The sequence below is a fragment of the Aneurinibacillus danicus genome, assembly GCF_007991215.1.
GTDB lineage: Bacteria > Bacillota > Bacilli > Aneurinibacillales > Aneurinibacillaceae > Aneurinibacillus > Aneurinibacillus danicus.
The window spans coordinates 1-18,590 of the sequence record NZ_BJXX01000045.1; the positions used below are offsets into that span (position 1 = coordinate 1).

Sequence of the window (18,590 nt, forward strand, 5' to 3'; positions counted from 1 at the left end):
TAGACAAGGAGGGATATGGATGGATTGGGATTTAGCACATATTATTTACGCGTCAGGAGCCGTCACTGTTGTGCTGGCAATGCTGTTCCGCAAAGGGGTTATTATTCCTTCGCTCGTCACTACATTTTTGCTGGGCTGGGCTTATAAAGGCGGATTCGGGGAAGGTATCGTAGCGGGACTGGCCGCAATCTACAACGCAAATATTATGGCAGCCAAAGAGTTGTTCAGCATTATACTGCTGATTGCGTTTATGGTAGGGATGCTGAACGCTTTAAAAGAGCTCGGAGCTGACCGAAAAATGATTGCGCCCATTCAGGGCGTCATCGTAAACGGGCATATGGCATACTGGATTTTATTCGGCGCAACCGCCCTGTTATCGACCGCATTCTGGCCGACGCCGGCCATTCCGCTTGTCGCTGCGGTGCTTATCCCGGTAGCGCTGCGCGTCGGGTTACCTCCGATGGGCATAGCCATTGCCGTAACGTTGGCCGGCCAGGGGATGGCGTTGGCTGCTGATGCGTTGATGCAGGTGGCTCCCGCGTTATCTGCCAAAGCGGCCGGCGCACCGCAAATAGCCGAAGACGTATGGATGAAGTCTATCGTGCTAACGCTCGTTGTAGGAGGAGTGGCAAGCGTTATCTCTTATGCCCGTATTGCTAAAACCATTAAAAAGCCGGTGGACACCTCTGAAGAACAGGATAACTTGAATAAAGAGTACTTCGGGGAAGGCGAAGCAGAAGCGGCGGCAACTCTGGAGTTTATGCCGCAGAAAGAGTCCGGCACGATTGCTGCATTCTTTGCTATATTTACTATTGTAGCCTTTCTGCTCGATATTGTCGCGATGAGTGTATTCGATATCAAAGGCGGAGACGCGGGCGCATTAATTGGCGGTACTGCAGCGCTTATTATGCTGGTAGCCACGATTGCCAGGCATAAAGGCGAAGCCTTTGAAGAGATTGGAGAACGGCTGACCGAGGGATTCGGGTTTGCCATTAAAATTATGGGTTCGATTATCCCGATTGCCGCCTTCTTCTTTCTGGGTGGACAGGAGCACTCTGTGGCCGTGTTCGGCGAAGGGGCACCTGGTTTTTTGTTCGATATCGTGGACGGTATTCAGGCGTATATTCCAAGCAATGAATTTATCGCGGCATTCGGCGTGCTATTGGTCGGTATTTTGTGCGGTATTGACGGTTCAGGCTTTGCCGGCCTGCCGATTACCGGCGCACTTGCCGGTGCGCTATCGCACGGGACAGGCATTGACACATCCATGCTGGCGGCCGTTGGTCAGATGGGATCGATTTGGTCCGGCGGCGGTACATTTATTGCCTGGTCTTCGCTGGTAGCGGTTGCCGCTTTCGTCGGTGTATCGCCCATCGAATTGGCCAGGAAGAACTTTTTCCCTGTAATAACCGGACTTGTCGTTGCGACTATGCTGGCCGTGCTCATCTGGTAAGCGCAAATGCAAGCAAAAAGCCGTTGAGTCGGTGGTTATACCACTTCATCGACGGCTTTGTTATGCCTTTTTGCCGCTGCGTTAAACAAAGCGGAAGCAATGGTCTTAGCCATGCTGCGTACCGATTTTTCGTTTGCGGTCTGCAGCATCATATAGTTGTACGGACCGGTCGTATTCACGATGCCTTTTATGTGGATATCGCCTACTTCGGGCAACTGCTTTTTCATACTGTTGCCAGGAAAGAGCGGGCCTTCGAGCAATTGAATGTAGCCGATATGGTGCAGGTGGCCGAGCGAGGCATCAATGGCTACCACAAATGGATTGTCGTATTTTTGCTGAATTTCTTTCATCGTATCATGCAGATTCAATGCGTGCACCGGCTCCTTAATCGTGCCGTATACATGCGCGTTCTTCAATTCGCTGTCCTGAAGCAGCGTCCCAATCATCGGCCCGAGCGCATCGCCTATCGCTTTGATTGTGCCGATGCAGACAAACACAAGGGGGCGGTCTCCTGCCGCACGGAACAAAAGCGCCAGACCTTTGCTTAATTGCTCTGCTGCTGTTCTTTCTTTATAATGCGTTTGTACAATCATGGGAATCTCTCCAATAAATTTTTTCGCTCTATTATACCACATGCTACGGTACCTTCTTTTCTCATGATTTTCACAGAAACAAGAGTATGGATATATCAAGACATATTCACATAAGGACTATCCATCATTTAAATTATGGTATACAATATACAGTATAAAAGACAAAAAAACAATCAGGCAGGGAGGAGTAGTTGTGAACATTTATGATCTGCAGCAAATGACCTGGCCGGAAATTAAAGATGCGCTTACGAGCGCCAGATTGGCGATTGTTCCAATTGGCGCGCATGAGCAGCACGGACCGCATATGGTGGAAAGCTGCGATGCGGTGCTGGCGAAGCGAATGGCCGATAGGCTTGCGGAACGCCTTCATCCCCTCGCGCTTGTCGCTCCCGCTGTAACAATGGGAATCTCGCCGCATCACTTGAATTTTCCCGGTACGATTTCGCTTCAACCCGAGACGATGATTAGCCTGTTGCGGGATATTACTGCGTCGCTCAAGCATCACGGTATCACTACGTTTTTGTGGCTGAATGCACACGGGGGGAATCAGTCTACGCTATCGGTAGCCTGCCAGAAGATAAGCGTGGAGCAAGACGTCACCATTTATTATGCAAAAACAACGGCGAGTGCAAGCGACGTTTATAAGGAATATATCGCTTCCTCTCCTTTTGGGCATAGCTGTGAACGGGAAATATCGGAGGCGTATTATCTTGCGCCGGAGCTTATTAGGGAGGATAAATTGCAGAAGGGGCAGTTGAACCCGAATCCACGTTGGCGTCATCTGCGGCCAGGCAAGCCGCTTCAGGGATTCTATCGTTACGAAGAAATGACCGAGAACGGTTGCATTGGGGACGCCACGTGGGGCAGCTACGAACTTGGAGAAAAGATTGTAGAAACCGCGCTGGATCGCTTAGAAGAAGAGCTGCGGTATATGCTCAATGTACAGGGGTCTATAAAAAGTTTATAGAAAACTCGAATTTTTAGATAAATTCTATTGACAGGTTGTTTATATGTGTTAATATAAAAACAAGAAACGATTTGGTATACAATATACTAAAAGAGCAGCCATTTATCTTATTGTTAGAAATACATAGAAGATAAATTTGGACAAGCTCTTACTCTTTCACCAAATTGGTATACAATATACAAGGAGGAATGAACAATGGCAGAATTGATGGACAAAGAAGTGTTTCGCGAGAAGCTGGAAGCGGCGGTAAAAGGCAACAGCAGTGAGGTAGCTCCGTTTACAAACGCATGGGCTGAAGGTCAGCTAACACGCGAGCAGTTCGCAAAATGGGTAGAGCAGCACTATCACTACGTAGGGCCGTTCGCAGACTATTTAGGATACATGTATTCCAATTGTCCGTATGAAGATGCGAAAGATTTCCTCTTGCAAAACATGTGGGAAGAAGAGCTTGGCGGCGACCGTCACACAGACCTGCTGATTCGCTTCGGCGAAGTATGCGGCACGACGCGGGAAAAGGTGGAAAACCCGGACAATATGCTGGCTACGACGCTTGGTCTGCAAAGCTGGTGCTACGCGATAGCCATGCGCGAGAATTTCATCGTAGCAACGGCGGCGCTCATCATCGGACTTGAATCACAGGTGCCGGGCATCTACCGCAAACAGACGCCGATTCTGCGTGAGAAGTATGGATTCACCGATCATGAAATCGAATTCTTCGACCTGCACATCGTCTCCGACGAAATTCACGGCGAGCGTGGCTACCAAATCGTACTGAAATATGCCAATACGCCTGAATTGCAGGAACGCTGCTTGAAAGCGGTACAGAAAGCGACGGAAATGCGCCGCATGTATATCGATGGCATCTACCGTGCTGTCGTAGAAGAAAAGCCGTATGCAACATTATAGAGAATAGAGTGACTGGAAGTAAGAAGTTGGATATATGGTAAGCGTAACCGTGATAAAAGTCAAAATTATACCGTATGCAAGCAGCTCTCTCGGACAGAGAGAGCTGTTTGTACTAAAAATGAAATAAGGATAAAGGTTGAAAGTAGATACGATAAGCTCTTTCTCTTACTTTCTTGTCTAACTTCTAAAAGTTGAGGTGATTGACTTGACAGCAGCGACAGGTGTAACAACGTACCAGAACCTAATTGACGGTGAATGGGTGGCACCTTCTAGCGGTCAGTACTTCGAAAGCATTAATCCTGCCGATATCGAAGATTGCGTAGGCCGCTTCCCGGCTTCCGATGTTCGCGACGCCGAGCGGGCGATTGCGGCGGCGCGGCGGGCGCAGAAGGAATGGGCGAAGCATCCTCCTTCGAAAAAAGCAGCCATTTTATATAAAGCGGCCGATTTGCTGGAGGAGCGGGCAGAGCAATACGGACGGGAACTTACACGGGAAGAAGGAAAAGTGCTGGCGCAGGCCATTATGGAAGTTAAGCGTTCCGCCCAGACGCTTAGATATTACGCATCCGAAGGATTGAATGTAACCGGGCAGACACTTCCTGCTGACGATGGCAGTTTTCTTTATACCAAACAGGAGCCGCTTGGGGTCATTTCTGTTATTACACCGTGGAATTTTCCAATTTCCATTCCGGCGCGCAAAATCGCGCCTGCATTGGTGACAGGAAATACGGTTGTTTTCAAACCGGCTTCTGATACGCCGCTTATCGGACTTCGTTTGACCGAGTGTTTGTATGAGGCGGGATTGCCGGCCGGCGTGCTGAACTTTATCACCGGGTCGGCATCTAAAATCGGCGGCATTCTTGTCTCTCACAAAGATATCAATGCGGTGACATTCACCGGCTCCACATATGCCGGAGAGCAAATTCACAAGAACTCTTCCTTTAAGACACGCTTACAGCTCGAACTGGGAGGCAAGAATCCGCTGATCGTGATGGATGATGCGGATGTGGAGCAGGCGGTGCGGATGACTATTGCCGGCGGCTTCAGTCTGACTGGCCAGGCCTGCACCGGAACAAGCCGGGTATTCGTAATGGAAGCTGTATATGACAGCTATGTGGAAAAGCTGGTGGAAGCTACACGCACGTTGACCATCGGAAGCGGAATGGACGAAGGTGTTAAGTTGGGACCGCTCGCCAATGAAAGCCAACTGCGTACCGTGCTCGAGTATGTAGAAAGTGGTAAGGCGGAAGGGGCGACGCTTCTGACCGGCGGCGAACAGCTGACAGAAGGCGAATTGAGGAAGGGGTATTATGTCTCGCCGGCCGTGTTCGTTGATGTAACGCCTGAGATGCGTATTATGCGCGAAGAAATCTTCGGTCCGGTCATCGGTGTCATGAAAGTTTCTTCATTCGAGGAGGCGTTGGCGCTGGCGAATGATACGGAATACGGGTTGGCCGCGGCCATTTGCACGGCTGACGAAAAAACAGCCACCAAATTTGTCGATCAAATTGAAGCCGGCATGGTAAAAGTGAATAAGCCGACAACGGGAGTGGCATACAACGCTCCGTTTGGCGGCATGAAAAATTCCAGCACGGCCACCTATCGTGAAAGCGGCCGAGACGCACTTGCATTTTATGTCCAAGCAAAAACTGTTTATCGTTAAGTTTGAAGCATAGAATGAAAGAGGAAGGGAGAATCAACTATGCGGCAAGTACTGAGACTTGAACTTGAAGAAGCGAAAATTATGATTGAAGCGGCACGGAAAAAGGCGGAAGAAATCGGCGTGCTGGAGACGATATGCGTGGTGGACGACGGCGGTTATGCGATTGCGCTTGAGAGAATGAACGGCTCGCGCATTACCGGCGTAGAGATTTCAATGGCCAAAGCCTTTACTGCGTCCGGCCATAAGCGCTCCACACATCTATTTAACAAAGAGGGAGGTCCTGCAGCCGTTGGCGGAGAAGCTTTTGGTATTCAGCAAATGATTCCCGGCAAGTTTGCCATCTTCGTAGGAGGATTCCCGGTCGTCGTAAACGGGGAGGTCATCGGTGGCGTCGGCGTGAGCGGCGGAAACGGCGAACAGGATACAGCGGTCGGCACTGCCGCCTTAGAAGCGCTCCAGAAACATCTGGGCAGCGAGTATGAAGTGATGGTAGAGGCCGACATTAAAAAATAACCGAAGAAGGAAAGCTTCTCCAATGAAAAGGGGCGGTACGGATGGCACAACCTTTAATCAGGTCGAGCAGCGCCGCTCCCGCCGCACGCCCCGCCGCGCGGATGGGAGAGCTGAATCGCATGCTGCTTGCGATTTGCCTGGGGGCGTTTGTTTCCCATTTGACGGCGGGCATCGTAAATGTTGCGCTTCCGGGTCTATCCATACTCTTTCAGCAGGACATCTCCCTTGTGCAGTGGGTAGCTTCCGGTTATCTGCTGGTCATCGCTTCCCTGCTTCCGATGATGGGGAAATGGGGCGATAGGTTCGGGGGCAAGCGCATTCATAATACAGGTTATATTATTTTTGGAGTTAGCTCTGTTTTGACGTTATTTGCGGAAACGCTCTATGGTTTGCTTGTCCTGCGGGTCGTTCAGGCGCTTGGCGCGGCGATGTTTCAGGCAACGAACATCGGGCTTGTCAGCCGCTATTTTCCACAAGAGTCGCGTGGAAGAGCGTTGGGATTCGTGAGTACTGCTGTCGCGTTAGGGGCTTTAAGCGGGCCGATGATCGGCGGGCTGATTATGGATTGGCTGAACTGGCATTGGTTGTTTCTGATTCACGTGCCGGTGCTGGCTATCGCTACGTTCCTGGCGATTCGCTACATTCCGGCAGATGGTTCCGGATCGTTTCAGACCCCGGACTGGGTAGGCGGGGTGCTGTTTGCGGCAAGCATTATCGCATTTATTTTCGGTATTTCCAACGGTAACGCCTGGGGGTGGACTTCTTCGGGCATTCTGATTGCGTTTGGCATAAGTGCAGCAGCGCTTGCCGGGCTGTACGGATGGCTGGGTAGACGCATGAGACAGAAGCGGGAGCCGTTTTTGAACCTTTCCCTGTTCGCCAATCCGGCGGTTTCGGTCGGAATGTATGTCGGGCTTGCTACCTTTGTCGCCGTATTTGCGACCCAGGTTACCCTTCCGTTTTATCTGCTGGGTGTACGGCATTTCAGTCCCACACAGACCGGCATTATGATTATGATGTATCCGGTGGCGCTTGGGGTTATGGGACCGATTAGCGGTTCGTTGTCTGATAAACATGGGTCGTCGAAAATTACGTTGATTGGTCTTAGCTGCATGTCCGGTGCACTCCTCCTGCTAAGCTTTATCGGCGCACAGACGCCGATGCTTCTTATCGCGGCAAGCCTGCTGGCCCTCGGATCCGGCATGGGAATGGTTACGTCGCCGAATTACAGCTTAATCTTGGGGAGCGTGGACAAATCGAATTTGGGCGTCGTCGGCGGCATGGTGGCGCTCGTTCGCAATCTCGGACTTGTGCTTGGCACGGCACTCGGTATCGCGCTTCTGGACTTTGCGTTTCCGGGTTCGATCTCCGAATGGATGGTAACGAAAAAGGCTGCGTTTGCGCCGTATGTCGTGGATGGATTAAGAATGGTATTTGTGGTTTCTCTGGCGTTCTGCCTGGTCGGCGTCGCGCTTTTGCGGCTCGTGCCGCGGGCTCGAATTCCACAATTAAAATAAGAAAGGGGGGAGCGCCATGAGCTATGGGCAATTGTTCAACGGTTTTTTTCGCGCCGGTATCCTGGGTTACGGCGGGGGCCCTTCCATGCTTCCGCTTATCCATGCGGAAGCCGTCAAAAAATACAGATGGATCGATGACGAGGAGTTTTCAGACATTGTAGCGCTGGCCAATGCGCTGCCAGGGCCGATTGCCACTAAAATGGCCGCCTATATCGGGTACAAACAAAAGGGGTTTCTCGGCGCCTTTGTCACCATTTTCGCCGTCTCGATTCCGGTGCTGGTGCTGATGATCGGGCTGCTGGGATTTTTGTTCCAGTTCCGGCATTCACCGATAGTAAAAGGGATGGTAGCGGGTATCCAACCCGTTATTGGGGTGATGATGGCAGTACTGGCATATGAATTTTTCAGTAAAGCATGGAAACAGGTAGAGAAAAGAGGAAAAACGTTTGTTATCCTGCTGACAGTAGCCTCAAGCATCCTGCTGACGGTGCTTTCGGTTTCTCCCGCCATTCTGATTGCCGTAGTACTGGCTGGCGCATTTTTGTTCTCGACACGAAAACAGCGGGCAGAGCGAAAAGTGCGGTCTGAAGCTTCGTATGAGACAGACCAAACCAGTACGGAACGGAGTGGATAGGCATGGTGTTATGGCACTTATTCTGGGCCTTTTGCGTAGCGAACATTCTGGGTTACGGGGGAGGGCCTCCTAGCATTCCGCTGATTCAGAATGAAGTGGTAAACCACTATGGATGGATGACGAATCAGGAGTTCGGAGAAGCATTCGCATTTGGAAATGCGCTGCCGAGTCCAATCGCTACCAAGCTGGGCGGCTACATTGGATATCAAGTGGCTGGCGTTCCTGGAGCTATCGCCGCGCTGCTGGGTACGATTGCCCCTTCGGCCATCGCGATGATTGTCCTGCTGCGGTTTCTGACACTATTTAAGACCGCTCCGCAGGTTAAAGCGATGACGCAGGGAATCCGCCCGATTGTCGCTGTGCTGATGGGCCTCCTCGCTTACGAATTTTTTCGGGATGCGGTGATCGGACCTGCCGGTATTCTGCATACCATTTTATTGGCCGGGCTTAGCTATCTATTTATGGAACGCATCAAGGTACATCCCGCCCTTGTCATTAGTTCCTCCCTGCTCTATGGAGCTGTGTTTCTGTCATAAACTTGTACATTTCCACAGCATCCAGTAAGCTTAATAGAAAGAGAATGAAGGAGGAATATTGTATGCAAGCTGATGCCTGGGTGAAAGAAGAACTAAGTCCGATTCGGGATAAAGTATACCGCTATATTAAAGACATGATTTTAAACGGTGAGCTGGTGGCGGGTGAGCGGATTGTAGAGCGGGAATTGGCGGACAAACTGAACATCAGCCGTACGCCGATTCGCGAAGCATTATTTCGCTTGGAGTCGCAGGGATTTGTCAAAACGTTGCCGCGCAAGGGCGTCGTTGTATCGAAAATGTCTACGGAAGAAATTATTGAAATTTTTACGATTTTATCTTCGCTGGAGAGTCTTGCAGTCAAGCTGGCGGCAACCAGGGTAACGGAAGAAGACAAGGCGAAGCTTGCCTCACAGATTGAGGAAATCGAGAAGCTGCTGGCCAGGGACGACCTGGATACGAAGCATCTGACCGATTTGCATATCGATGTAAACGAAACGATTTATAAACTGGCCAGAAGCCCGCGCCTGTATGAAATGCTGCACAGTTTGCTCGAATATATCCAGGCTTTTGCCACGGTCGGACAGGAAGTACCGGGAAGGCTGCGCAAATCGCTTGAAGAACACCGGGCCATTGCAATCGCCGTGCAGAGCGGAGACAGCGAGCTGGCCGAGCACCTGGCGAAAATTCATATCGCCAACTCCAAAGCAGCCTATCTGGAAGCGCTGCAAACGTAATGAATGGTTAATAAGGGGGCATACGATGAGCAACAAAATCAAAGTGGAATTTTGTCAGAGTAACATGAGCCGCCATGCTTCTTCCCGCGACGCCTTTGCGTTCGTGAAGGAGCATGCTCCGGCGGATGCGGTAGATGTAGTGGAGATGAAATGCGGCGGTATTTGTGTTGCCTGCAAGATGAGCCCTTACGCGTTAATCAACAAAAAATACGTAACCGCACTGGATGCGGACGAATTTTTCCAGCGCTTCAAAAAAGAACTGGAGAAGCAAACCGCAGCGGATACGACCAGGAAGGCGATATAATATGCGGGTAGAAAAGAAGTTGGCTCAGAGCGGTATCGTGCTGACCGATAACCCGGACATCACCAAATCGTATGTCACGTTGATACACGATAAGTACCATGTATATGTAAGCGGGATTCAGGCTCACTGTCCGAGCCATCTCTTCTATGATGGTAATATTATTGGCAGGCAGTTATCCCTGGAATGGTTGAAAGTGTGCGCACGGCGCAGCATAAGCAATCAGCTCAGCATGCTGAAGCGTATCGTAGAGGATTTAGATACGATTGACCATATTATTAAAGTCGTCTATTATATTAACGGTATCGGGACAAAAGAGGACTGGCGTCAAATTACGAACGAGACGACTGGTATATTGCGTGATGCATTTGGTCAAGCGGGAGACTGCGAAATATGCACCATCGCGCCGGTTCCGCTTCCGCCAGGCCAACCGGTGCAAGTTGACATTCTCGTCTCACTGCCTGCTTCAATTTTTCCGGGTTACCCATGGATGTATGAAGGAGTTAAGAGTAGTGGGTAGATCTATAATTTTTCGGTATACAATATACGAAAAGCCGGAGCTTATTTCTGTGAAAATCATGAGAAAAGAAGGAGGGGAAGAAGGAAAAAGATCCAGGGAAGAAAAAGGCCGTCGCCTTTTTCTACATTAAAATCCTCTCCTCATTCCTTCATCTTTTTTCCTTCGTACCACTAAAGTCAGCTGTTCTTCCCATCATTTTTATGTCGGTTGGTTTTCACTTCTTTGCTGTTCTTCCATTTTATTCACCCCGCTAATATTACAAATAGTGTTTACGAAAAAATGATACAGGGAAATCGCCGTTGGTACACGGGGTGTTCGCAGGAAAGAATTCCACGTGCTTCAGCTGCGGGAGAAGGTCAAACTCGAAATTTAGTAATTTCAGCCTGCAGTTCCTGAGCAAGCCTGCTAAGCGAGTCGGCGGCAGCCGTAACCTCTTCGATGGAGGCCAGCTGCTCCTGGGTGGAAGCGGCGACACCCTGTGTTCCGTCTGCAATTGTCTGGGAGATAAGCAGTAGTTGTTCTAAGGAGGATATCAGTTGTGCCGAACTGGCTGAAATCTCTTCTGCACCGGCTGAGACTTCTTGGATTTCTTCCGCCACATGCTGGACTAGTGTCACAATGCGGGCAAACGCTTTGCCTGCTTCACCTGCAATGGCGGTGCCGGCTTCCGCTTCATTCGTCCCATAATCCATCGCCTGAACGGCCTGCGCCGTACGATGTTGAACTTGGGAGATAAGCTCTGCAATATGTTCCGTTGATTGGCGGGATTGCTCGGCCAGCTTCCGCACTTCATCTGCCACGACGGCAAATCCTTTACCATGCTCGCCCGCCCGTGCTGCTTCAATTGCTGCGTTAAGGGCCAGGAGGTTTGTCTGGTCAGCAATCTGCTGGATGGTTTGGATGATATTTCCGATTTCTTGTGAGCTTTCTCCCAGCGTATGTATGACATTTGCAGACTCTTTCACCGAGTTTCGGATACTTTGCATCTGCTGTATCGTTTTAGTAATGACAGCCTGTCCTTGACGCGCTTCTTTTAACGTATCGGCGGCTGATTCGGATACCGTTGTGGTCGCTTCGGCGATACGGTGGATTGCCCGAGCGTTTTCTTCAACGACCCGCTTGCCTTCATTTACGCTTTTTAGCTGCTGGTCCGCTCCGCCTGACACTTCCTGGATAGCAGAAGCGACCTGGGTAGCGGCTTCAGACGTTTGTTCGGCGCTGGCGTACAGCTCTTTTGAGGAGACTGCTACCTGTTCGGAAGTAAAGCTGGCTTTTTGAATCAGCGCTCGAATGTTTTGCTTCATCTGATTGAAAGCATTTCCCATCTCACCCAGCTCGTCTCTGTTTTTAACCTGTACATCCGCACCGGATAGAACGCCGGTTGCGATTTCCCCTGCACTTGCGGCAATTGCCCGTACCGGAGCAGATATCAGACGGCTAATATACAATGCAATAAGACAACCGGCAGCCAGTGCAGCAAGAGAAATAACGAGAACAATCATCTCTATGGACGCTACGCGGGCAGATGTTTCTTCGCTTCCTTTTTGAAGCATTTGCTTTTGTATCTGGCCGAATTCTTCAGCTTTGGCAATAAACTGCATGGATAACGGACGTTCTTTTTCTACGATTAAACGCAAGTATTCTTTCGTGTTGTTTTGGTCCTTATAGAAAATCATCTGTTCGGCCGCGTTACCGTAAGCGGCCTGCAATCGATTCAGTTCACTCAGGCGCGCTTTGTTTTCAGGCGTATGGATGGCGGTGGACATTTCCTGGCTGGTCTTAGTATACTCGTTTTTCGCCGCCTGATAGTTTTGCAGACTACCTTTTTCCCCTGTCAACAAATAAGAGCGTAGCGACGCAGATTGTTTATTGGCAAGAGTAATAAGTTTTTCCACAATGATTATTTTTTTTACACGATCGTCAATAAGCTGCTTGTACACCTGGTCGACCGCTCTTAATTGGTAACTGGCAATGCCTGCAGCCACGCTAAAAATCAGAAGGACAGCAAAAAAACCAGAGAATAGCTTTTTTCTAATTGTCATCTGCATTGTTTTTTCTCCTTTTTCATCTTTATTTCGGTTCAATACCAAGCCATGTGGTTGACCGTTTGAAGCGTACCCATGTGTGGCGAGGGACAGGCGACATTTGTGTAAAAAAGAAGCCGACCACAGAGTAGGATGATGAGTCTTTTTGCATTACGTAAAACATTAAATATTAAGACTATTATATCATTTAATAAATATAATTTGTTACAAAAATAACAGGCATAAAGACCCTGTTTGTTATTAAACAAAAAAATCCCGGCACCAATTCGTCATTTTCGAATGGTTACCGGGGAGAAAATGGATTATACACCCGTTACAAAAGGTTCAGTATACTGCCGCAGCGCTTTCACAATACTCATCGCCACAATGTAGCCCGTTTTAGGATTGCCTGCTGAAGGGGTATTCTGCAGCGAGAGTTCAATCTTTCCGGCAAACCCTTCCGCGATAATTTGATGCGTATTGCGGGTAAGGGTCGGATCTACATATACCTGTACACGCGTCTTTTGAAAACCTACACCGGCCAGGCTAAGCGCAGCGGAGACATTTATACTCTCTGGAAATAGGAGCGCCGATTCATTGGCCGTACCGCTAAAAATAAGTGTAGGCTCAGTCACGGAATCCAAATCAACCTTTTCTTCTGCTATCGTCCCGTACCAGGCAGCCGGCGGTTTGCGTGTAATCAGCTCCACACGCTCGATATGTTCAAGCGTCATCGCCCGAATCCGATCCAGCCCTCCGATGGCAGCGGAAGGAACAATTAACCGGGTTCCATGCCGCGCTGCCGTCTCTTTTAATTCCTGCAGCAGCTTTTCTTCCGCAAGGGCTCCAATGCTTGCTACTACAAGGGAGGCCTGGTTTAATGCACGCGCCCCATAAGCTTTTACTGCTGCATGTCCGGCCGCTTCTACTATAACGTCGAGCTGTTGGGCAAAGAATCGTTCTTCGTCTGAAGTAATCAGGCAAGAGCCTGGCAGGTGGTACTCCCGCGTTTCATCCCGGACCAATGCCGCTTTTACTTCGATTTGCTCTCTATAGCGTTCCATACTATAAGAGGCGACCGCATGCCCGATAGTTCCCAGGCCAATGATTCCGATTTTTAATGTATTCACATTTTCCACCTACTTTTTGTATTTTGTATACCAAATAGTATATAAGAAAATGAGGAAACAAGCTAGATTTAAGTTTTGTCTTGTTAAAAAATAATAAATTTTAGTATATTGTATACCAAAAATAAATATGATATAGTATGAATAATTAGAAAACGAAAGGCAGGGAATATACAATGCAAACGATTGATTTCAAAACCAGCGGCAAAAGAATCGAGGTCGAAAAGGAATCAAACCTGCTGAGAATGTCCATTCGCTATGAAGGTGGAATTCCTTATAAATGCGGAGGAGGCATCTGCGGCACCTGCGTAGTAAAAATTGACGGCGGAGAAGAGAACTTAAGCAAAGTCAGCAAGAAAGAAATTGAGAAATTAGGAGAAAATTTGATTGCGCAGGGATATCGGCTCGCTTGTCAGACGTTTGTGAACGGCGATGTGGAATTGAATTGGGAAGAGAATCCGATTCGTCCGAAGCGAAAAGCCGCCGCAAAATAACTTTTTATTCGACAACCTCTCCCCCTGTACAGATGTGCGCAAAACAGGGAAAATAATAACAAAAGGAATGCGCAGGGGGAAGCGGCACGGTGAAAAAGCAAGCGGGAATGGTGCGGTGGAGCAGATATTTTTTGGTTCTCGTCACAGGGCTTGTGGTTGTACGTATTTTCTTTTTCGCGCCGTATGTAGTAGAGGGCATTTCTATGTATCCGACGCTTGAGAACCATGATCGTATCGTAGTAAACAAATGGATTTATTATATGAGAAATCCCCAATATGGTGATGTCGTCGTATTGCACGCCAACGACAAGGAAGATTATATTAAGCGCATTATCGGGATGGAAGGCGATGAACTGGAGCTTAAGGAAGGCGTTTTATATCGAAATGGAAAGGTGGTGGACGAGCCGTACATTAATGAAGCGACCCTGGGGGAGTTCGATAAAATCAAAGTCCCCCGCGCTTCGTACTTTGTCATGGGGGACAACCGGAACCGAAGCATGGATAGCCGAGAAATCGGGTTTATTTCCCGCAGCAGTGTAGTCGGAAGGGCGGAATTTATATTCTACCCGTTTCAGGATATGCAGCGTATCGAATAAGAGATAGAAAAAGGAGGATCAGGGTCGATCCTCCTTTTTATTTTCTAAACATCTATATCTGCGTATAGGTGTTTTTTCATCTGCGTCCATTTTACTTTGAAAATAAGCTTGCTCTTTGCTCCGTAGCCCATCATCCAGAAACCGTACGTCTCGTACATGAAGCTTGAGAAGTGCATCTTCTGCCAGAAAAGCAGATTTTCCGGAGCGCTCTCCAAAATGATGACCCAGTGGTGTTCTTTGGCCCATTCTTTCATGATGCCAACAAGGTCGGCACCGATGTTCTTTCCGCGCAGCGAATGAGGAATGCGAATCATACCGAGAAACATGGCCTCGTTTTTGTAATCGAAGACCAAATCAAGCATCACATTGTCAGGTGTCATGCCGGCATCCCTCATCTCTTCATCCGTACGGTAGAGATAATGGTTCTCGTTTTTTTGTTCCAAACGATACGGGATACTGTGTGTCTCGAAAACACGTTCGAACTCTCGCAAAATCTTCATCGTAATTCCTTTCCATCCATGTTTTGGCCGCGCATCTGGATGTTTGTGTGGATTGCTAGAAATTGTTTCCTCACTCAATATACATGGATTTTTCACAGGCCGCAAATATTGTTTTTAAACAATTTGTGAACAAAGAATAGACGCGGTTCAAACAAAGCGCTTTCACAGGAATGGGCTGTATTTTCGTGCTTTTTCACGGCTGAACGAGTACAATGAATAGAGAGAAAACATCGATGTGGAGGATGGAAAATAATGTATAAAGTGGTAGTGACGAACGATGACGGTATCCATGCACTTGGTATTCATAAACTGGTAAAATCGCTCGACGGATTGGCCGAGATTATTGTTGTAGCTCCCGATACGGAGCGCAGTGCCGAAGGACATCGGATTACGGTACGCGAAGGATTGACCGTGAAACAGGTCGATTTTCATGGCATGAATCATGTACAGGCATGGGCGGTCAATGGCACGCCTGCCGATTGTGTGAAGATGGCGATTAACGTCATTTTGCAGGAGAGGCCCGACCTGGTCATCTCAGGTATTAACGCCGGATTGAATCTGGGTAAAGACATTTACTATTCGGGAACCGTGAGTGCGGCCCGTGAAGCCGTTATTTATGAAGTGCCGGCAATAGCGGTATCTTATGATAATCATTTCTATAAAGACGACTTCGGCGAAGTAGAGAAATTAGTTCGTCCGATCTGGGAAGAGATTAAAATTCACGATATTCCTGTAGATGTATTGATTAATGTCAATATCCCGCATATTAAAGTGGACGAATTGCGGGGCGTAGCGGTCACCGGGCTCGATATTCATCATTACCGTGATCGTATCGATGAGAAGCCGGGTGTTTCCGGTGTGCCGGAATACTGGTTAGACCGTGAGTACGGTGAACTGAAAAAAATCAATAACAACGACTATCACATGATTCAAAATAAATACATTACAATGACACCGGTCCATATTGACTCCACGGATTACAAGTTCCTCAAAGAAATGGAGAAGTGGAAAGTGATCAAGAAGAACTTTCTTGAGGAAAAGTAGAGGAGGTGCGGTTGTCCATGACAGATGAATGGAGAACGATAAAGCCGGAGGTGCTCCTGCCTGCAGGGCGCATCTCTCCCGGTGAGGAAACAATGGGAGACACGCTAAACCGGCTTGTGTTTCAGGATATATACAGAGCAGTCAGCGAGGATGGCGCTCGGTACTTTCCCCGGTTAACCGCCGCAGGTGACGTGGAGATCTGTATCGTATATGAAGACATTGAAAGCTTCAGCGAACAGGTGGACGCCCGTGTGTACCTGGATTTCTCGAGTTACAGGCAGAACTGGATAGCTGTGCTGTGGGTGGTGACGGACCCGGAGGACCCGCTCGGATATCCGCTCTCATTTCGTACAATGAATGAGGAAGAACGCTATCTGGCGGTTCGCTTTCTTGAACAGGAACACGTCTGGGTGCATTATTTGGCGGATATCGAAGAGGGAATCACTCATCTCTATTCGGAAGCTATTTCTTTTTCCGAAGAAGAAAAGGAAGAGGCGGGAAAGCTCCTTCTCGCTGCGTATCGGTATGATCCGGTCGGGCAAGAGGAGGAAGAGATGCCGGAGAAAACGATGGGCGGAGAAGAACTGGCCCAAAATCGCCTCCTTGAGAGAGGATTCGCCTTTTATTTTGATTATCGGTTAATGGAGAATAGGTTCGGCGAAGAGGGGGCGCGGGAGCAAGTCATGGGAGCTGTATATCGTTCCCTGTGGATGATGCATCGTCATCCAAATGCACAGGCGCGCGATGCCGAGTTGCTTATATGGGTCGGTGAGAAAACGGGAAAAAACCGGGCAGGGGAAGACACGCGCCTGCTGGTGGTAGCTATGACCCCGCAGTTGCTTGACGTGTACCAAATCGTGCATATGAGCGAGCTGGAAGCCAATCCGCTCGCCACGATGCTGATGGCGCTGACGGAGTATCAGTATCTCGAAGAGGAATACCCTCTTGAATACGGATACATCCCGATTGTCGGGTACGATGGCGGTACGATTACCCATATAGAATGGAACGAGAATTCGTTTTTTTGGCTGGATGAAGCATATATTGCTATGTATCCGGAGCATACTTCCAGCCCCTACCGCCTGTAGTCTAGGCTGAAAAACCATCACGTGTAGCTGTCTAGTTCACAGGATTTGTGGTAAGATAAGGGGAGAGGAAAGGAAGTGAGTTCGATGGGAAATTCTATCGTATAGGAGAAGTGGCAGCACGTGCACAGCTAAGCAAGCGTACGATCGATTACTATACGAACCTGGGACTTCTGAATGCGCAGCGTTCAGAAGCGAATTACCGCCTCTATCCGGAAGAGACATTGGAACGCCTGAGGCTAATTGAGTGCTTTAAGCGCCAGAAACTAACGCTTGAAGAAATTAAAGAGCGATTGGAGCAATGGCAGGTCGGCAGGGCACAGGGGGAAACGGCGGATGTTATGAAGTGCATGCAGGAGATACAAGGGGATATGCGCGAACTTGAAGAACGCGTACAAGAATTAACGCTGCGTCTGAAGAAGATGGATGAGAAGCAGGCGCGTCTGGTTGCCAGACAGCTATCGCTGCAGGGCAGTTCGCTTCTGCATACGCTGATGCTTTTGCTTGGCGATGCATCGTTTTAAGAACATAATCTTTGTGGAAATTTTTGAGACAAAGATAAGGAGGCAATATAACCGTGGTATTTACGTGGATGACTCCCTTGATTTTAGCGGCTTTTGCGCTGACCATCTGGGCGCAGTTCAAAGTGAAAGGGAATTTCAATAAGTTCTCTCAGGTTTCCGCACGCTCCGGAATGAGCGGTGCGGAAGTGGCACGGCGTATTCTTGATGATAACGGCTTGCACCATGTACCGGTGGAACCTGTACCCGGCACGCTGACGGACCATTTCGATCCGATATCCAACGTAGTGCGCCTGTCGGAGCCTGTATACTATGGCAATTCCATTTCTTCGATTTCTGTTGCCGCACATGAAGTAGGTCATGCCATTCAGTACAAAGAAGGCTATAGCATGCTGGTGCTTCGCCATCGCATGTTTCCGGTCGTAAATCTGACGTCCGGCATTGCGCCGTTTCTTTTGCTGGCAGGAATTTTCTTCAAGATGACGAACCTTCTGCTCATCGGGATTATTCTTTTTGCCGCAGCAGTGGCATTCCAGCTGGTTACCCTGCCGGTGGAATTTAATGCAAGCGCCCGGGCGAAGCGTTTGATGCTTGCGGAAGGGTTCGTGGCAAGCGACGAGAAGCGGGGCGTCGATAAGGTGCTGGGTGCCGCAGCGCTGACATATGTTGCATCTACGCTGGTGGCGGTATTGCAACTGCTCGAATACATTTGGATTTTCACGTCTAACAATGAAGACTAATAGAAAATACAATGGGCTGCGTGTAATGTTCGCAGCCCGTTTATAAATCATTCAACCTGTGGTATAAATAAAACTATATGGGTAGATGCGTGAGTTTTATATTTTTTGTTGCGACAAAGGAG

At 48.9% G+C, this 18,590-nt stretch carries 21 protein-coding genes; 17 read left to right on the top strand and 4 right to left on the bottom strand.

The window, feature by feature from the left end; genetic code table 11:
* Positions 1-19 precede the first annotated feature (19 nt).
* The gene (locus ADA01nite_RS04440; protein WP_146808704.1) at positions 20-1,453 is read left to right on the top strand and encodes a hypothetical protein; all 1,434 of its coding nucleotides are present in this window, start codon (positions 20-22) and stop codon (positions 1,451-1,453) included.
* Positions 1,454-1,488: 35 nt separating this feature from the next.
* Here the strand turns inward: ADA01nite_RS04440 and yyaC are convergent, their stop codons facing one another.
* Positions 1,489-2,046, bottom strand: coding sequence for a spore protease YyaC (gene yyaC, locus ADA01nite_RS04445; protein WP_170230148.1), 558 nt, complete (start codon positions 2,044-2,046; stop codon positions 1,489-1,491).
* 193 nt (positions 2,047-2,239) lie between these two features.
* On the opposite strand from yyaC, the gene ADA01nite_RS04450 reads away from it, so the two are divergent.
* From ADA01nite_RS04450 to ADA01nite_RS04495, 10 genes are all read left to right on the top strand, one after another.
* Positions 2,240-3,013 carry a creatininase family protein gene (locus ADA01nite_RS04450; RefSeq protein WP_146808706.1) on the top strand — a complete coding sequence of 258 codons (774 nt, stop codon included), beginning with the start codon at positions 2,240-2,242 and terminating at the stop codon, positions 3,011-3,013.
* 195 nt (positions 3,014-3,208) lie between these two features.
* Positions 3,209-3,919, top strand: a complete 711-nt coding sequence (locus ADA01nite_RS04455) for an iron-containing redox enzyme family protein (protein ID WP_146808707.1) — start codon at positions 3,209-3,211, stop codon at positions 3,917-3,919.
* 196 nt (positions 3,920-4,115) lie between these two features.
* Positions 4,116-5,582 carry an aldehyde dehydrogenase family protein gene (locus tag ADA01nite_RS04460; protein WP_307724479.1) on the top strand — a complete coding sequence of 489 codons (1,467 nt, stop codon included), beginning with the start codon at positions 4,116-4,118 and terminating at the stop codon, positions 5,580-5,582.
* Between the two features lie 39 nt (positions 5,583-5,621).
* Positions 5,622-6,095, top strand: a complete 474-nt coding sequence (locus ADA01nite_RS04465; protein WP_146808709.1) for a GlcG/HbpS family heme-binding protein — start codon at positions 5,622-5,624, stop codon at positions 6,093-6,095.
* Positions 6,096-6,136: 41 nt separating this feature from the next.
* Positions 6,137-7,612, top strand: coding sequence for an MFS transporter (locus ADA01nite_RS04470; protein WP_146808710.1), 1,476 nt, complete (start codon positions 6,137-6,139; stop codon positions 7,610-7,612).
* A 16-nt stretch (positions 7,613-7,628) separates the two neighbouring features.
* Positions 7,629-8,246: a chromate transporter gene (locus ADA01nite_RS04475; RefSeq protein WP_146808711.1), complete on the top strand. Its 618-nt coding sequence runs from the start codon at positions 7,629-7,631 to the stop codon at positions 8,244-8,246.
* 2 nt (positions 8,247-8,248) lie between these two features.
* Positions 8,249-8,782 carry a chromate transporter gene (locus ADA01nite_RS04480; protein ID WP_146808712.1) on the top strand — a complete coding sequence of 178 codons (534 nt, stop codon included), beginning with the start codon at positions 8,249-8,251 and terminating at the stop codon, positions 8,780-8,782.
* 62 nt (positions 8,783-8,844) lie between these two features.
* On the top strand, positions 8,845-9,516 hold the full coding sequence (locus ADA01nite_RS04485; protein WP_146808713.1) for a GntR family transcriptional regulator: 672 nt from the start codon (positions 8,845-8,847) through the stop codon (positions 9,514-9,516).
* 25 nt (positions 9,517-9,541) lie between these two features.
* On the top strand, positions 9,542-9,820 hold the full coding sequence (locus tag ADA01nite_RS04490; RefSeq protein WP_146808714.1) for a DUF1450 domain-containing protein: 279 nt from the start codon (positions 9,542-9,544) through the stop codon (positions 9,818-9,820).
* Position 9,821: 1 nt separating this feature from the next.
* Positions 9,822-10,337: a hypothetical protein gene (locus tag ADA01nite_RS04495; protein ID WP_146808715.1), complete on the top strand. Its 516-nt coding sequence runs from the start codon at positions 9,822-9,824 to the stop codon at positions 10,335-10,337.
* A gap of 356 nt (positions 10,338-10,693) precedes the next feature.
* Here ADA01nite_RS04495 and ADA01nite_RS04500 read toward each other — a convergent pair whose 3' ends face one another.
* Both ADA01nite_RS04500 and ADA01nite_RS04505 read right to left on the bottom strand, forming a co-directional pair.
* Entirely contained in the window at positions 10,694-12,385 is a 1,692-nt protein-coding gene (locus tag ADA01nite_RS04500) for a methyl-accepting chemotaxis protein (protein WP_146808716.1), read from the bottom strand.
* A gap of 299 nt (positions 12,386-12,684) precedes the next feature.
* Entirely contained in the window at positions 12,685-13,491 is an 807-nt protein-coding gene (locus ADA01nite_RS04505) for an aspartate dehydrogenase (RefSeq protein WP_146808717.1), read from the bottom strand.
* Between the two features lie 173 nt (positions 13,492-13,664).
* On the opposite strand from ADA01nite_RS04505, the gene ADA01nite_RS04510 reads away from it, so the two are divergent.
* Positions 13,665-13,982, top strand: coding sequence for a 2Fe-2S iron-sulfur cluster-binding protein (locus tag ADA01nite_RS04510; RefSeq protein ID WP_146808718.1), 318 nt, complete (start codon positions 13,665-13,667; stop codon positions 13,980-13,982).
* Positions 13,983-14,071: 89 nt separating this feature from the next.
* The gene (lepB, locus tag ADA01nite_RS04515) at positions 14,072-14,578 is read left to right on the top strand and encodes a signal peptidase I (RefSeq protein ID WP_246147216.1); all 507 of its coding nucleotides are present in this window, start codon (positions 14,072-14,074) and stop codon (positions 14,576-14,578) included.
* Positions 14,579-14,622: 44 nt separating this feature from the next.
* Here lepB and ADA01nite_RS04520 read toward each other — a convergent pair whose 3' ends face one another.
* Positions 14,623-15,078, bottom strand: coding sequence for a hypothetical protein (locus ADA01nite_RS04520; protein WP_146808719.1), 456 nt, complete (start codon positions 15,076-15,078; stop codon positions 14,623-14,625).
* Positions 15,079-15,330: 252 nt separating this feature from the next.
* Here ADA01nite_RS04520 and surE point away from each other — a divergent pair, with 252 nt between their 5' ends.
* The 4 genes from surE (at position 15,331) to ADA01nite_RS04540 (ending at position 18,468) form a co-directional block, all read left to right on the top strand.
* Entirely contained in the window at positions 15,331-16,122 is a 792-nt protein-coding gene (surE, locus tag ADA01nite_RS04525) for a 5'/3'-nucleotidase SurE (RefSeq protein ID WP_146808720.1), read from the top strand.
* 17 nt (positions 16,123-16,139) lie between these two features.
* Positions 16,140-17,210, top strand: coding sequence for a hypothetical protein (locus ADA01nite_RS04530; protein WP_146808721.1), 1,071 nt, complete (start codon positions 16,140-16,142; stop codon positions 17,208-17,210).
* Between the two features lie 101 nt (positions 17,211-17,311).
* Positions 17,312-17,731 carry a MerR family transcriptional regulator gene (locus ADA01nite_RS04535; protein ID WP_146808722.1) on the top strand — a complete coding sequence of 140 codons (420 nt, stop codon included), beginning with the start codon at positions 17,312-17,314 and terminating at the stop codon, positions 17,729-17,731.
* 68 nt (positions 17,732-17,799) lie between these two features.
* Positions 17,800-18,468: a zinc metallopeptidase gene (locus ADA01nite_RS04540; RefSeq protein ID WP_146808781.1), complete on the top strand. Its 669-nt coding sequence runs from the start codon at positions 17,800-17,802 to the stop codon at positions 18,466-18,468.
* Positions 18,469-18,590 lie beyond the last annotated feature (122 nt).

What these genes read in the sequence shown, in the direction of transcription:
- ADA01nite_RS04465 (WP_146808709.1), top strand. Translation starts at nt 5,622, where the DNA reads ATGCGGCAAGTACTGAGACTTGAACTTGAAGAAGCGAAAATTATGATT.
- ADA01nite_RS04455 (WP_146808707.1), top strand. Translation starts at nt 3,209, where the DNA reads ATGGCAGAATTGATGGACAAAGAAGTGTTTCGCGAGAAGCTGGAAGCG.
- ADA01nite_RS04485 (WP_146808713.1), top strand. Translation starts at nt 8,845, where the DNA reads ATGCAAGCTGATGCCTGGGTGAAAGAAGAACTAAGTCCGATTCGGGAT.
- yyaC (WP_170230148.1), bottom strand. Translation starts at nt 2,046, where the DNA reads ATGATTGTACAAACGCATTATAAAGAAAGAACAGCAGCAGAGCAATTA.
- ADA01nite_RS04510 (WP_146808718.1), top strand. Translation starts at nt 13,665, where the DNA reads ATGCAAACGATTGATTTCAAAACCAGCGGCAAAAGAATCGAGGTCGAA.
- ADA01nite_RS04520 (WP_146808719.1), bottom strand. Translation starts at nt 15,078, where the DNA reads ATGAAGATTTTGCGAGAGTTCGAACGTGTTTTCGAGACACACAGTATC.
- ADA01nite_RS04440 (WP_146808704.1), top strand. Translation starts at nt 20, where the DNA reads ATGGATTGGGATTTAGCACATATTATTTACGCGTCAGGAGCCGTCACT.
- surE (WP_146808720.1), top strand. Translation starts at nt 15,331, where the DNA reads ATGTATAAAGTGGTAGTGACGAACGATGACGGTATCCATGCACTTGGT.
- ADA01nite_RS04530 (WP_146808721.1), top strand. Translation starts at nt 16,140, where the DNA reads ATGACAGATGAATGGAGAACGATAAAGCCGGAGGTGCTCCTGCCTGCA.
- ADA01nite_RS04475 (WP_146808711.1), top strand. Translation starts at nt 7,629, where the DNA reads ATGAGCTATGGGCAATTGTTCAACGGTTTTTTTCGCGCCGGTATCCTG.
- ADA01nite_RS04540 (WP_146808781.1), top strand. Translation starts at nt 17,800, where the DNA reads ATGACTCCCTTGATTTTAGCGGCTTTTGCGCTGACCATCTGGGCGCAG.
- ADA01nite_RS04480 (WP_146808712.1), top strand. Translation starts at nt 8,249, where the DNA reads ATGGTGTTATGGCACTTATTCTGGGCCTTTTGCGTAGCGAACATTCTG.
- ADA01nite_RS04495 (WP_146808715.1), top strand. Translation starts at nt 9,822, where the DNA reads ATGCGGGTAGAAAAGAAGTTGGCTCAGAGCGGTATCGTGCTGACCGAT.
- ADA01nite_RS04470 (WP_146808710.1), top strand. Translation starts at nt 6,137, where the DNA reads ATGGCACAACCTTTAATCAGGTCGAGCAGCGCCGCTCCCGCCGCACGC.
- ADA01nite_RS04490 (WP_146808714.1), top strand. Translation starts at nt 9,542, where the DNA reads ATGAGCAACAAAATCAAAGTGGAATTTTGTCAGAGTAACATGAGCCGC.
- ADA01nite_RS04500 (WP_146808716.1), bottom strand. Translation starts at nt 12,385, where the DNA reads ATGCAGATGACAATTAGAAAAAAGCTATTCTCTGGTTTTTTTGCTGTC.